The organism is Rodentibacter sp. Ppn85 (genome assembly GCF_001999335.1).
GTDB lineage: Bacteria > Pseudomonadota > Gammaproteobacteria > Enterobacterales > Pasteurellaceae > Rodentibacter.
The window spans coordinates 1-14,853 of the sequence record NZ_MLHS01000090.1; the positions used below are offsets into that span (position 1 = coordinate 1).

Genomic DNA, 14,853 nt, shown 5'->3' on the forward strand with positions numbered 1-14,853 from the left:
CCGATTTTCCCCCTTTACCAAATTTATTGCCCCTGCGGTTTTGCCCGACGAAGTGCGGTCGCTTTTCTTTGCCGATTTTGAAGGGTTGGGGGAATATCATCAAATCCTCAATCAAGCCGCACATAAAAAAGAAAGAGCAAAAAGAATAAAAGAAAGTACCGGAACAAAAGAAGCCGAACCGGAAAAACACACAAAAAATCCACCGCACTTTTATGCCGTCGTCGATTGTGCCAAAGCCGTCAGTTTTCCTTACCGTTTGGAAAGCGCAGGCCGTATGGCAAATCTTTATACCGGCAACATCGGGCAAGCCTTAGAAGAACAAGCCCCTTACCTGTTGGAATTTGACCCCTACCAAGAAGAAACCGTGGCGTTTTTACAACGTCTGTTTAGAAAAGCCGACAGTAAAGTATTCAGCCACTGGGCGGTTAACCCGGTGATTTTCATTAAAAGCCGTCAATCATTTGATGAAGTCTATCATCATCTGAGAAAATGGCCCCACCTTTATGACCCAAACGCTGAAAAATGGTATTTTTTCCGCTTCTACGACCCGCTTGTGCTCAATCGTTATCTGCCACAACTGACTCACTACCCCGCGCAACTTGCGGCATTGTTTGGAATGAAAAACCGGCATCACACCATTGAGAATACGGCAGAAGACAAGACAGAAAAAGAACAACGCAATGAATCAAGTGAAACACAAGAACACATTATTGAGGCGTTTGGATTGCGTGTGGATGAAGAGTTTATTTGCTTTAGCTTAAACCCGTTACCGGAAAATACCCTGCCTGCAAAAATTGAGTTGGGAGAGGTGGAGCGGAACGCTTTTGAACGCAGTAAATGGCTCAATACAAAATCAACGTTAAAAAATATGGCGTTAGACTATTTTGACGAAATTGATTTAGCTATCATTGATAAGTGGTTAGAAGATGCCAAATCGCGTAACATAGCACAATCCCAACGTGAATATTGGTTTTATTTAGTCGGTCGTGTAATTGCCGAAAATAATGGATTGAGTTATTTCAGCCTGCTTGAACAGCTACGGCAAAAAACACAGTTTTCAACGACAAACCTACTTGAAACGCTAATGAATAATCTAATTGAGAAAGAAAATAAAGATGACAGATAGCACACAAACCAAACCTAAAATGAAACTTGATGTTGCCAAAATCAATCAAGCCGCTCAATCATTGTCAGACGGACACAGCAAATGTGAATTACCGATTATCCCCCTTTATCCCGTTCGTTACGGATTAAGTATCGATTATTTAGCGCAAGCAAGAGCGGGAAACATAAAGGCCTTACCTAAGACCGCACCAGCCGGTATAGGACAATCACCGGAACACTCACTGATGCAACTCCGGCAAGGTTTTATCTATATCTATATCTATATCTATATCTATATCTATATCTATATCTATATCTATGCCCATACCAAACACCGACTCTTCTCTACCGACGATAAAGGAAAATGGCTGGTTTTTCGCTATGTAACCCATAATGACGATATAAATAGTGCGAGTGAATTTGAACAACTAAGCGACTATCAAAATGCCGGATTAAACGCCTCTTTCTTACTTTGTAAATGGGGAAAAAAAAGTGCCAATGGAAATTGGACATTAGGTAAAATAGACACCTCAAAATATCCTTGCGTGACTAACCTAAAAAGTTTTAATACCGCATTTGTTGATAAAGATGTCGATATCGTTGATATTGCTTATAGCGAGTATATGTGGTCATCTGAAATAATTCGGTTGCTGGAAACAAAGAAAGAATTCAGACAAGCGATAATGACCACCGTCAATACCAACGCAAAAGAATCCCAAAATCATGTTGCGCCATTAAACGCCCTTAAACAACATGTTTTAGAATATCAATCCGACATATCAACAACCAATTTAGCCGGCAAAACACAAAATTGGTACACAAAACTGAGTAATGCCGACATCCCCACTCCTTTATCCGGTTTACCTGATTACAAAAAAACGGGATTGATGGTGGCGTTGCAGGATGTTGTCGGTGAAATGCATGAATTACAAAAACTTATCATTGATTTAACGGAAAAACAAAAAGCCTACTACGCCCGTTATGCCTATCCGATAACTATCGGCAATATTATTGACCCGAAAATTGCCTATGATATCAGAGGCAAAGCCTATCCGTTTAAGGAAAAAGAGCGGGTAATCGAACAAAAAGGCGTACAGGGTGCGCTAATAAGCAAATTTAACAGCAAAATGACGGCATTGTTAAAATAGCCCTTTGAACGTTATGAAAAACCGATAGGCAAATTGGTGAAGCAAGTGATACAACTCGCCAATCAGCGTGCGTCGTTTAAAGAATTTTTCAATATCTCCAACGAGATTATCGGTTATACCCCGGTAGAAAACAGTATCGACCGTGGTTTTTACATATTTTATCGTTTACTGGCGGATTTAACCTATGGCTTGGAATGTTCCTCTGAGGGTGTTGCGGTATTGGAAAGTTTGTTTAGTGATAAACCGGCACCCGCCAATAATGCCCCAACCACAATAGGCTGGATGAAAGAACACAGCAAAAAAGTGACCGATGCGGTGTACGGACTGGCAATGAAAATACTTCCTCCCCAGCAACGGCATAATATATTAAAGGGCTATTTCCGAGGTATGGAGCATGTGTATCTGAACGGCGGACGCACGGTGGCGAATCTGGCGGCATTAAGAAAAATACAGTTTGATAAGGTAATGGCGATTTATGGTTGGGATGAGAAAAGATTAATCAAAAATGCCGATTATTTCTTTGCCGAAGTGGCGGACAAGCAGATAGACAGGCTGATAAAGGAAGAGCGTTCACGGCAGTATGATAACCGAAGAGGCAATGGCGGTAAGAAAGCCATTAAAAAAGAACTCCGCTAAATCAAACAAAATTTAAAAAATCAAAATCGAATCACCCTCGGTGAAATTCAGGATTTGGAAGCCCGCATCCAGCTTAGCGAACGCTATTATGGTTTTAGCGGCGTATTGGCGATTTATGCGGGGATATTATCATTAAACAATGATTTAACCGTACCGAGAAAATTGGCACGGACGGCACGGGCAGACTGGCGTTAGACCCGGTGATAGTCAAAACCACGGCGATACTGGATATTTCGGTAGGAACGGCGGATACGGCGTATGCCTTGAAATTAATCGGCAAGCCGGGGGCGGGGATAAATGTTTTAAGAAATCTCAGCGGCGCATCGGCACGTTCGGTACTGATTGGTGCTCGGGCATTAGCTTATACGGGGGCTGCGGTGGTTGGTGGATTTTTAACTTCACTCATTGCCTTTGGCGGATTAAGTGATGCGATTGAGAATGAAGACAATGTTTCAATAGTAGCAAATAGTGCAATTATGCTCTCAGGGGTAATGCTTGGGCTTAGTGTTATTAAGTTTTCAATATTGCCAACTTTAGGTCCTATCGGCTGGGTGATGTTGTTAGTAGCTACCGCTTCAATATTTTTCTGGGGTTCAACACCACTAGAAACTTGGGTAAAAAAAGGATTCTGGGGTAAAAAGCGTTATTTTTATTGGAATGATCAAAATAGAAGAAATATAAACGAGTTAATTAAATCTGCTGAAATTTTAGCTAACGAGGAAATAGCAGACATAGCCAAGCAACACATTGCAAGGTTAGAACTGGTAGTCACCGGTCAGGTAGATGCTGTTGCAGGTGCCGGACTACCAATGAATAAACAGATTGAAGATTATATGTTAATTAGCCAAGGCTTTGAAAAAGAGCTCTATGAATATGATATTCAAGCGGGATTAAAAATCAGCAAAATCAGCCAAAGTTATTATCGCATTAGCTGTGCCGAATTTAGACGCACCGAGCCGACTACACATAATCTGGTGATTAACCTGTATCAATGGGGTTCCGCTCTGGCGCACCCGATTAAACGGTTTTATGCGGGGGCTGCCGGTGAAGTCACATTCTATCTCACCGATAACAATATCCATATAAAAGAGGTTCGTATTATTGCGGAGTTTACGGATAAGGAAGGGGATACATTTAAAGATGTCTATTTAAGTGAAGAGTTTGAAAATAAAACGAAAGAAATCCAACAACAAGCACTATCCGCAATGAAAAAAGCAATGGATGAAGGTTATTCGGAGTAAATGATGCAAAACGAGTTAACAAAGAAAGAGCAACGTTTAATGCGCCATTGGTTTAGCAAAACCGGTGAAAATACCATTGAATTGAAAGAAAAACGCTGGGGATGGATAAAGATTATACTTGGGATAATCCTGATGGGGGGATTTATTATGATTTTATTGATTCCCATTACCAAGAAATGACAAAAACTCATATTTATGCTGCATTTCAACCAACAGTGTGGTTTGAAAGGGAATATTCTAAAGTTGCATCAATCTCCGATCCTAATGTTACTCGTTGGGGTGAACCGAAAGAAATATATATACTTGAAGCTGATAAAACTCGAAAAGAAGAAAGATGGTGGGGATATTTTATTGTAGGCAAATACATTTTTTTTCTCATCTACTGCCTCTGGCCTGCTAAACGCCGAGTACGGTTTGATCGCAAACGCAGCATTATTTATACCTACGTTAATAACAAGTTTTATTTAACGGAAGTCAATAAGTTGATGCGTCCGTTTCCTGAATACATTATCAATACCGGCGCAATGGTGATATTTTGGGTGCACCCGTATGAATATCCGCATAAAATAAACATCTTTCGTCGGGGCTCACAAATGATGGTGTCGGATTACACTATGTGGTTGCCAATGTTAGGCATGATATTTACATTAAATCGAAATCTGTATAAAAGAAGTTCGGCAGCTACCTTGAAACGCTTTTTGGTGGAGTTTATGAATCCCGATACGCCACCGGAACGGATTGAAAGCATGATGAAAGCGTTGGAGACCCGTCCGAGTATTTTTGAGTATCTGGAAAGGATATTATTCGGTTGGATTGATAACGGATTATATTGCCGTAGATTGCCAAAAATGGAGGGTTAGAAACAGAGATTGAAAAATACTTTACGGAACAGGCACCGAAAATCAAAGCATTGCCCTCTTGCAGTATGCGGGCAGACCCTAGGGAGAAAACTACATTGAAAAGCGGGTTCCTGACGATTGAAACCGTGGCGTTAAACCGAGTGTTAGGATTTAAACGTGTACCTACAAGAACTTATACGAATACCCGAAACGTTCTATACATTCTGGCGGCTTTATAGGTGGTTGGGGGAACGAGTTGGAAGACGGTAAGTTTCAGATAAAGATGATTTACTAAGTTAGTCAATAAAAGTTCGGTTAACATTTTGAGTGTTTTTAAGGGTAAGAAATACCAAGAAAAATGACCACACTTTTGTTTTCACAATGAATAGCAAAATCAGCCAAGGTACTGTATTGGGGTATTTACCGTTTAGTCAAAAAGATGGCGTACTGCTGCTCATGTGGTGAGTCAACTTCACGAATACTGCCACTAACAGAAAAAGGAGAAATTAAAAAAACAATCAATACGGCATTTTTACCGCCACTTTGTCGCCGGTTGGAGAATATTGGTAGATAAGGAAGGATTCGAACCTTTGCGACCAACGGATTAAAAGCCCGCTGCGCCACCGCCTGAGCGAGCCCTCAAGTATAGGATTCTAAAGGAATTTTTATAAAGATAAGAGTTCACTAGATGGTGCCCGAAGCCAGACTTGAACTGGCACGCCTCGAAAGGCGAGGGATTTTAAATCCCTTGTGTCTACCGATTCCACCACTCGGGCAATGGAGCGGGAAACGAGGCTCGAACTCGCGACCCCGACCTTGGCAAGGTCGTGCTCTACCAACTGAGCTATTCCCGCATTTGTTGTCAGGACAACAGGGCGCATTTTACCGATTTATGAAATGCTGTCAAACAGAAATAGTAAAAAACAGATTGATTGATTAAAAAAAACTCAAAAATAAAGTGCGGCGTTATAAGACCGCACTTCTATGCTATTTCAAGCTATTTATTCGGTGTTTGCATAAAGCGGAAGAAATCGCTATCCGGCTTTAAGATCATCATATTATTCGGATTTGCAAAACTCTCTTCATAGGCTTTTAAGCTGCGCACAAAGCTAAAAAATTGTGGCTCTTGTGAAAATGCATCGGAGTAAAGTTTTGCCGCCGCCGCATCGCCCGAACCGCGTAACTCTTGCGCCGTTTTATTGGCATTTGCCAAAATCAATGTGACTTTACGATCTACGTCAGCTTGAATGAAAGCGGCTTTTTCCTTACCTTGTGAACGATGTTCCCGTGCCACCGCATCACGCTCTGCGCGCATACGTTGATAAATTGAAGAAGAAACCTCATCCGGTAAATTAATCTGTTTTACACGTACATCAACCACTTCAATCCCAAGTTCAGCCGTACTGTCCTGCCCCGAATTTAGGGCTTTTTTGGCCCCTTCCATTAATTCGCCTCGGGTACCGGAAACAATGTCTTTAATAGTACGCGAACCAATTTCGGAACGAAGACGATCATTTACTTTTCTGCTTAATAAACTTGCTGCTTGGTTGTAATCTCCACCTCCGGTTGAAGTGTAAAAACGCCCGAAATCACTGATTTTCCATTTAACGTAGGAATCCACCAATAAGTCTTTTTTCTCTACGGTTACAAAGCGTGTTGCAGAACCGTCTAAAGTGCGAATACGAGCATCCAACACCTTAATACTATCGATAAGCGGCACTTTAAAATGTAAACCGGGCTCATACACCACGACTTTATTATCCGCATCACGCTGCACTTTGTTAAACCGCAACATAATGCCTCGCGTACCTTCAGCGACAACAATAACACTTGAATAAATCACCGCAGCGATAACGAAAATAACGGGTAATAAAAATTTACGCATTAATTGAATCTCCCTTGGCGAATCGGTTCAACCGTATTATTTTTGGAATTATTTGATTGATTTTCCGGTTGCGTTAAAACAGGCATAGAATCAACCGCACTTTGTACTTTCGATTCAGTTCTTTTTCCCATAATTTGTTCAAGCGGTAACACCGTTAAATTATTACCGTTGTTTCCGTCCAACATAATTTTAGGTGTATTAGCCATCACTTTTTCCATGGTTTGAATATACAAACGCTCACGCAATAAATCAGGCGCGGCTTTAAATTCCGGCAATAAGCGTTGTAATCGCTCTACTTCCCCTTTCGCATCTAACACAATGCGATCTTTATAAGCCGTTGCCTCTTCTAAAATACGTTGTGCATCACCTCGTGCTATAGGCTCTCTTTCACGGGCATAAGCTTCCGCTTCACGAATAAAACGCTGCTCGTCTTCTTGTGCCTTAATTGCATCGTCAAAGGCATCTTTTACTTCTTCCGGCGGACGCGCAGATTGGAAGTTCACATCAATGACATCAAGCCCCATATCATAAGGTTTGATAATTTCATTTAAGGTTTTCCAAGTATTCTCACGCACTACAGCACGCCCTGTGGTAAGAATATCATTCATCGTCATATGACCGATCACATAGCGTAACGCACTATCTGTCGCTTGATTTAAGCTATCATCGGCATTTGTCACGCTAAAACGATATTTTGCCGGATCTTGCACACGATATTGTACGGTCATTTCCACTTTTACCATGTTCTCATCTTGGGTTAACATCGCACCTTGGGTTTTCAATTCCTTCACTTGTTCCACATTGACCGGCAAGACTTTATCCACAAAAGTCGGCTTCCAATTTAAGCCAGGTTGAACAATAGAATGTAATTCGCCAAAACGCAACACAACTCCACGCTCGGCTTCTTTAATGGTATAGAAACCGCTAGCACCCCAAACAATTGCACCTAATGCAACTGCAATCGGTAATGCTTTACTCCAATTAAACGGAATAGAAGGCGGATTGTTAGAACTACCATTATTTTGACCGCCCTTTTTACCACCACCGAGTTTTTTCAGTAAATTATTAAAAATTTCCTCAATATCCGGTGGGGATTGATCTTGCTTTCCACGATTTTGATTTAAATTCCATCCGTTATTTGATGAGTTCTCAGGCTTTTGCTCATTGCTTTGCCCCGGCTTACTCCAAGGGTCTTGCCCTGAATTCTGCGACATGTCGTTTCATTCTCCATTTGTCAAAAAATTGTTACGAGTTTAGCGAAATAAATGGGGTTAGTCTATGAAAATACAAGGAATGCAAACAATAAAAAAGCCTTAAGTGGTTTCAAGGATTTTTTGCGCTAATTTACGTTATATCTAACAAGATGATTTGGCGTTCTTTTCACCAATTCCTTACCATTCCAATGGAAAAAGTGCGGTTGATTTTGCCTCTGATTTTGAAAAATAGCCAAATAAAAAGGCAGTTCATCAGTAAAAAACAGTTCGCCCTGCGGACAATAATCCGAAAAAATTTTTAACTCATTGGGTAAATGACGTACTTCAGACAATTTCATAATGCCCACACCTTGGGATTTTAATATGGCTTCACGCAAACACCAGCTACGATAAAACGCTCCTTCGCTGTCCGATTGTTGAATAAACCACATAACTTCCTGTTCCGCTGCAAAATGTTTCATTAAGTCAAGGAAATGACGTTGTTTGGGAAATTCGATATCAATGCCAACCACACTTTCCTTTTCCCCATTGTTCTCTAAAATAACCGCCACCCAATCTCCCGAATGGCTCATATTAAAATCAATGGTTTCATTAGAAAAATAAGGTCGCCCACTCTCTGTGCGTTCAATTTGTGCTAAAAGTGCGGTATTTTTTCCTGTCATTTTTAATAATTGCCAAAGTAGGAAATGTGCTAATCTCCGACATTGGTGGCGTTGCCACACTCGTGGATTGTCAGATTGAGGGGTAAGTAAATTTTCCGGCACTAGTTCAGACGGAATTTCACCAAAAGGGAAGGATTGTTGAATATTGGCGTAAACGATTAAGGTTGTCATAGAACAGTTGAAAAGTGAAAGTGCGGTCATATTTAACCGCACTTTTTTGTTATTTCAGTAAATAAGCACGTAGTTGCGCAAAGTCATTTTCCATTTTATCGGAAAGTAGCGGTAACTTATTGTGCTTATCTAATGCTTCCGGTAGAGGTAATTCAAGGTTCAAAATTCTCTCAACGGACTCTTTAAATTTCGCCGGATGTGCCGTGCAAAGGAAAATACCCGTTTCATCGGCATTTAGTTGATCTTTTAACAGTTGATAAGCTATCGCACCGTGCGGTTCACAAATATACCCCTCTGTATGCAATGCTTTTAAGGTTTCTTCCGTTTGTGCATCGGTCAGCATACCTGAACCTAAATCGGTTAGTTCCCAAGCATTACGCTTGAATAATTCCTCCACACGCGGCCAGTTATTCGGACGGCTAACATCCATTGCATTAGAGAGTGTTGCCACAGTCTCTTTCGGTTCCCACTTGCCTGATTGTAAATAACGCGGCACGGTGTCATTCGCATTGGTTGAGGCGATAAAACGTTTAATCGGTAAACCTAAGGTTTTGGCAATTAATCCTGCCGTTAAATTACCAAAATTCCCACTTGGTACAGAAACAACCACATTATTGCGTTTTTCTTTTGGTAATTGAGCAAGTGCTTCAAAATAGTAACAAACTTGTGCAAGTAAACGGCTAATATTAATGGAATTGGCGGAATTTAACCCTATCGCTTCACGCAATTTCGCATCGTCAAAGGCGCGCTTAACCAATGCTTGACAGGCATCAAAATCACCATTAATAGCAACGGTGCGAATATTACCGCCAAGGGTACAGAATAATTTTTCTTGCAGTGGGCTTATTTTACCTTTTGGATACAAAATCACTACATTAATATTTTCTAAGCCGTAAAAGGCGTGAGCCACCGCCGCTCCGGTATCCCCTGAAGTAGCCGTTAAAATGGTAATTTTGCCGTTACCACGTACATTAGCAAGTGCTTGAGCCATAAAACGCCCACCGAAATCCTTAAAAGCAAGAGTCGGTCCGTGAAACAGTTCTAAGGCATAAATGTTCTCTTCTACCTTTTCTAAAGGGGCCGAAAAGGTAAACGCATTTTTCACCATCGCATTTAATGTTTCTTCAGACAATTCTTCACCAATCAAAGCTGAAAGAATTTTTTGACTACGTTCAACCAACGGTAAATCTAATAATTCATTGACGTTGTTTAATGTTGGGATAACTTCCGGAAAAAATAAGCCCTGATCTTTTCCAAGCCCTTGACGAACAGCTTGAGCGAAATTAACCCGTTCTTCCGGATGTTTGATGTTATATAAATTCATTGTTAAACCGTTTATAAGTGATAAATAAAATAGATTAAGAGTTATCTCGTTTTGAAATTGAACCCAATTGCTTCACACTAGGCTAAGTTTCTTACTCCTTGATTATCCACTTTGCAAATATGCACAAAACCTTCGTTATTTTGTAAATAATGGTTTTCCAGATAAGTTGCAAGTTTGGTCGCCGTCTGCAAATCCGGACCGATAGAAAAAATAGTTGGACCCGATCCTGAAATTCCCGTCACTAATGCGCCTAAATCACGTGTAGCCTGTTTTACTTCTGCAAAATTAGGCAACAAGGATTCGCGATAAGGTTCAGCGATGACGTCTTTCATCATAATCGCAGCAAGATTTTCTTGTTGCGTGTGGCAAGCATGAACAAAACCGCCCAAATGACGACCATGCTCGATCACATTTTGTCGGGTATAGCTTTTCGGCAGGATTGCCCGAGCTTCAGCAGTAGAAACTTCAATTCCCGGATAAGCTAGCACCCAATACCAATGATCGAAAAACGGCAGTTTTTGGCAAATATTACCGAGCGACTGCACCATAAACTGTACGCCGCCAAGATAGCAAGGCGCGACATTATCGTAGTGAATAGAACCGGAAATTCGTCCTTCCAATTCGCCCATCATTTCAAGCAATTCCATTTTAGAAAAAGGGTCATGATGAAACTGATTTAATGCGACTAAGGCCGCGACAATTGAACAAGCACTTGAACCTAAACCCGAACCAATCGGCATATTTTTTTCGAGCGTTAAACGTAACGATTTCACTTGAGTTCCACGTAATTTCAAGCGTTCACTAAACAGTACATAAGCTTGATAGACGACATTTTTTTGCGGTTCTTTCGGTAGTTTACGAACAAAATAGCCCGCACTTTCCAATTCAAAACCGCTTGCAATTTCTTCAATTTGAACAACATCGCCTAATAATGAACCGTCAATGGGGGAAATCGCCGCCCCCAACGTATCGAAGCCTACACTAATGTTTGCGCTGGATGCCGGTGCATAAATTCTTAACATTGCGGCTCCTTGTTAATGTTGTAATGTTCTTAAAATATCGGCAAAAATACCTGCTGCGGTGACGGCATTACCTGCACCATAGCCACGTAATAACAACGGAATCGGTTGATAATAGCGTGTATAGAAAGCAAGGGCATTTTCACCGTCCTTCACCTTGTAAAGCGGATTGTTTTGATCTACCGCCATTATCGAAACTTTACATTTTCCTTCATTAATTTGCCCCACATAACGTAATACTTTGCCCTCTGATTTTGCTGCTTCCACACGAGCATTAAAATCAGCATCAAGCTGTGGCAACATTGCCATAAATTCATCGGTAGATTTGCCTTCAGCAAAACCTTTCGGTAATACACCTTCTACTTCTACATCGCAAAGCTCTAATTCCAATCCGGCTTCACGGGCTAAAATTAATAATTTGCGAGCCACATCCTGACCGGATAAATCATCACGCGGATCAGGTTCGGTAAAACCTTTTTCGCGGGCAAGTGCGGTCACTTTTGACAACGAAATGCCTTCTTCCAATTTACCGAAAATAAAGGAAAGCGAACCGGATAAAATCCCTTCAAAACGTTCCAATTCATCACCGGCAGCCAATAAGTTTTGTAAATTTTCAATCACAGGTAAGCCCGCCCCTACATTTGTTTCATAGAGGAATTTATGCTGACCGGCTTGAGCGTTCTTGCGTAACTCGTGGTAGTATTCCAATTCACGCGTATTCGCTTTTTTATTTGGTGTTACTACGTGGAAACCTTCTCTTAAAGCACGTGCATAAAGCCCGGCAACGGATTCCGCCGAAGTGCAATCCACAAATACAGGATTGACCACGTGATGTAATTTAATGAAAGAAAGTAATACATCAAAATCGGAAGGCTGTGTTGCATTTTCAAGATCAGTTTTCCAATTATCCAAATTCAAGCCATTTTCATCAAGCATCATTTTATTAGAGTTTGCTATGGCACAAACACGAATTTCAATGTCCTTCTTTGCCAAATATTCCTTCTGGCGTTTTACCTGCTCAATCAATTCACCGCCTACACCACCTACACCGACTAAAAACATATCCACTACTTTTTTATTATTAAAAAGGGCCTGGTGAGTCGCTTTGACTGCTTCAATTGCTTTATTCTGTGGCACAACCGCTGAGATAGAACGTTCGCTAGAACCCTGTGCAATCGCAATAATGTTAATATTTGCTTGGGCTAATGCCGAAAAGAAACGGGCGGCAATACCTTTGGCTTGCTTCATACCATCCCCTACGACAGAAATGATTGACATATCTTTAATCACTTCAATCGGCTCTAATTGATTAGCGTTCAGCTCGCTCGTAAACTCACTTTCAAGAGCTAAAAGTGCAGCCTCGGCAGATTTTACCGGCACACAAAAACTAATACTGTATTCTGAGGAGGATTGAGTGATGAGAATCACTGAAATACCGGCTCTTGACATAACGGAGAATATTCGAGATGCCATACCAACCATACCCTGCATTCCCGGTCCGGAAACATTAAACATAGCCAAATTATCCAAGTTGGTGATGCCTTTAACTTGTAACCCTTCGGATTTCTCATTACCATCAATAATTGATCCAGGGGCGGACGGATTACCGGTATTCTTAATGACACAAGGAATATTTTTTGGCAACAACGGACCAATGGTTCTAGGGTGAATCACTTTAGCACCAAAATAAGAAAGTTCCATTGCTTCTCGGTAAGATAGGGTTGGTAACAAACGAGCATCAGGTACTAAACGAGGATCACAAGTATAAACGCCATCAACATCCGTCCAAATTTCACACACGCTTGCGCCTAAGCAGGCAGCTAAACAGGCGGCGGAATAATCAGAACCGTTACGCCCCAAAAGTACCAACTCCCCTTTTTCATTACCTGCCGTGAAACCTGCCATTAATACGACCTTGTCTTTTGCAATGCTTGCCGCATCCACACGTTTGGTCGATTCTGCAATTTCAACGGAAGATTCTAAATAACCGCCCTTAGCTAATAATTGTTTTACCGGATCAACAATATGAACGCTATAACCACGAGCTTCAAACCAAGCTTTCATCATAGCAATCGAAAGTTTTTCGCCTCGGCAATCAATAGTCGCCTTCACCGCATCTTCTACTTTGCCCGCTTGGCGAATTTCTTCCAATAATCCCTTAATTTGAGAAAATTCCGCATCAATTAAAGCTTTCATACCCTCTAAATCAAATTGATTATTTTCAGCATGCAAGCCATTAATAATATTATAGAAAATTTCAAGAGCTTCGTTGAAATGCGTATCGATAGGTTGGTTTAAAGCGGCTTTTTCAGAAAGCGCAACAAGATGATTGGTGATTTTGGCCGGGGCGGATAAAACTCCTGCTGCCTGCTCGGTTAAATGAGCCTGTTCGATAAGTTTTGCGGCTTGGGAAAAACGTTCCGGATTCGCAAGGGAAGTACCGCCAAATTTGAGTACGCGCATAATTGATTCTCCTAGAAATATTTTATTTAAACTGATAAAAAAACCCGCATTCAGCTGAATTGCGGGCTTTCAATACTCTGTTTTCCGTGCATTAACCCGCCCCATTAAACATCGTAATAGTCATCATAATAATGGTAATAGAAAAAGTGCGGTTAATTTTCACAGTTTTTTTTATCTTTCAAAAATGAATGCGTTAAGAAATACCGAAATTTCATAAAGTTGTCAAACATAAAATAACAATTTAACCGAAATTTTCTCAAGCTAGTAAATTTCGTGTAAACTAACCGCACTTTGAATGAGGAGAATCCAATGGATATTCAATACAATTTACAACACATTCGGCAAAGTATTCATACGGCATGTGAACAAGCACAACGCCCTTTAAATGCGGTAAAACTACTGGCTGTATCTAAAACCAAACCTGTTTCTAATATTCTAGCGGCTTATCAAGCGGGACAAATCGCTTTTGGTGAAAATTATGTGCAAGAAGGGGTGGAAAAAATTCAATATTTCGAACAACAAAAAATCAAACTTGAGTGGCATTTTATCGGACCTTTGCAATCCAATAAAAGCCGTTTGGTAGCAGAGCATTTCGATTGGATGCAAACTCTTGATCGAGTGAAAATTGCCGAACGGTTAAATGAACAACGTCCTCAAAACAAAGCTCCGCTAAATGTGCTGATTCAAATTAATATCAGTGATGAAACAAGCAAATCCGGTATTCAACCCGAAACACTGTTCGAACTTGCAAAACACATCGAAAATCTACCGCACTTATGTTTACGCGGTTTAATGGCGATTCCTGCCCCAACAACAAATATTACAGAGCAAGAAAATGCCTTCAAAAAAATGGCGGAGTTATTTGAACAACTCAAACAAGCCTTTCCAAATCAGCGAATTGATACGCTTTCAATGGGAATGACGGACGATATGCCAAGCGCCATAAAATGTGGTTCAACGATGGTTAGAATTGGTACTGCTATTTTTGGCGCAAGGGATTATTCACATAAATAATTTATATTAATAAATCCGTACGTAAAACGTACGGTTTCCCTTTTTTCGGATTAAACTCTAACTCTTTAATTTCATACGTACATATAAAGAACGTTTTTCTACATATAACAAAAACCCCTGAACCTCTCGATTC

The 14,853-nt window shown here is 40.7% G+C and carries 13 protein-coding genes and 2 tRNA genes; 7 read left to right on the forward strand and 8 right to left on the reverse strand.

Annotated elements, in window-relative coordinates:
• The 6 genes from BKL51_RS11335 to BKL51_RS12210 all read left to right on the forward strand — a co-directional run.
• On the forward strand, window positions 1-1,126 hold a 1,126-nt coding region (locus BKL51_RS11335; protein ID WP_077466761.1), incomplete at its 5' end, for a DUF4123 domain-containing protein.
• Window positions 1,116-2,252, forward strand: coding sequence for a toxin VasX (locus BKL51_RS12365; RefSeq protein WP_369801921.1), 1,137 nt, complete (start codon window positions 1,116-1,118; stop codon window positions 2,250-2,252). The genes BKL51_RS11335 and BKL51_RS12365, both read left to right, overlap by 11 nt.
• 36 nt (window positions 2,253-2,288) lie before the next feature.
• Window positions 2,289-2,888 carry a hypothetical protein gene (locus BKL51_RS12370; RefSeq protein ID WP_369801922.1) on the forward strand — a complete coding sequence of 200 codons (600 nt, stop codon included), beginning with the start codon at window positions 2,289-2,291 and terminating at the stop codon, window positions 2,886-2,888.
• A gap of 54 nt (window positions 2,889-2,942) precedes the next feature.
• Window positions 2,943-3,083: a hypothetical protein gene (locus BKL51_RS12375; RefSeq protein WP_369801923.1), complete on the forward strand. Its 141-nt coding sequence runs from the start codon at window positions 2,943-2,945 to the stop codon at window positions 3,081-3,083.
• 5 nt (window positions 3,084-3,088) lie between these two features.
• Window positions 3,089-4,129 (forward strand): hypothetical protein, encoded by a 1,041-nt coding sequence (locus BKL51_RS12380; RefSeq protein ID WP_369801924.1) that lies wholly within the window; start codon window positions 3,089-3,091, stop codon window positions 4,127-4,129.
• A 101-nt stretch (window positions 4,130-4,230) separates the two neighbouring features.
• The gene (locus tag BKL51_RS12210) at window positions 4,231-4,989 is read left to right on the forward strand and encodes a hypothetical protein (RefSeq protein ID WP_233127135.1); all 759 of its coding nucleotides are present in this window, start codon (window positions 4,231-4,233) and stop codon (window positions 4,987-4,989) included.
• A gap of 668 nt (window positions 4,990-5,657) precedes the next feature.
• On the opposite strand, the gene BKL51_RS11350 is transcribed toward BKL51_RS12210, so the two are convergent.
• The 8 genes from BKL51_RS11350 to thrA form a co-directional block, all read right to left on the reverse strand.
• Window positions 5,658-5,744, reverse strand: a tRNA-Leu gene (locus tag BKL51_RS11350).
• Between the two features lie 2 nt (window positions 5,745-5,746).
• Window positions 5,747-5,822, reverse strand: a tRNA-Gly gene (locus BKL51_RS11355).
• 143 nt (window positions 5,823-5,965) lie between these two features.
• Complete coding sequence (gene hflC, locus BKL51_RS11360) at window positions 5,966-6,853, reverse strand: protease modulator HflC (protein ID WP_077466762.1); 888 nt, start codon at window positions 6,851-6,853, stop codon at window positions 5,966-5,968.
• The gene (gene hflK, locus BKL51_RS11365) at window positions 6,853-8,067 is read right to left on the reverse strand and encodes an FtsH protease activity modulator HflK (RefSeq protein WP_077466763.1); all 1,215 of its coding nucleotides are present in this window, start codon (window positions 8,065-8,067) and stop codon (window positions 6,853-6,855) included. The genes hflC and hflK overlap by 1 nt, the downstream gene beginning before the upstream one ends.
• Before the next feature lie 125 nt (window positions 8,068-8,192).
• Window positions 8,193-8,900 (reverse strand): 4'-phosphopantetheinyl transferase superfamily protein, encoded by a 708-nt coding sequence (locus BKL51_RS11370; protein WP_077466768.1) that lies wholly within the window; start codon window positions 8,898-8,900, stop codon window positions 8,193-8,195.
• A gap of 49 nt (window positions 8,901-8,949) precedes the next feature.
• Entirely contained in the window at window positions 8,950-10,224 is a 1,275-nt protein-coding gene (thrC, locus tag BKL51_RS11375) for a threonine synthase (protein WP_077466764.1), read from the reverse strand.
• 77 nt (window positions 10,225-10,301) lie between these two features.
• Window positions 10,302-11,246 carry a homoserine kinase gene (gene thrB, locus BKL51_RS11380; protein ID WP_077466765.1) on the reverse strand — a complete coding sequence of 315 codons (945 nt, stop codon included), beginning with the start codon at window positions 11,244-11,246 and terminating at the stop codon, window positions 10,302-10,304.
• Window positions 11,247-11,258: 12 nt separating this feature from the next.
• A complete protein-coding gene (gene thrA, locus BKL51_RS11385; protein ID WP_077466766.1) occupies window positions 11,259-13,706 on the reverse strand; it encodes a bifunctional aspartate kinase/homoserine dehydrogenase I in 2,448 nt (815 codons plus the stop codon).
• A gap of 309 nt (window positions 13,707-14,015) precedes the next feature.
• Here thrA and BKL51_RS11390 point away from each other — a divergent pair, with 309 nt between their 5' ends.
• Window positions 14,016-14,720: a YggS family pyridoxal phosphate-dependent enzyme gene (locus BKL51_RS11390; protein ID WP_077466767.1), complete on the forward strand. Its 705-nt coding sequence runs from the start codon at window positions 14,016-14,018 to the stop codon at window positions 14,718-14,720.
• Window positions 14,721-14,853: the final 133 nt, after the last annotated feature.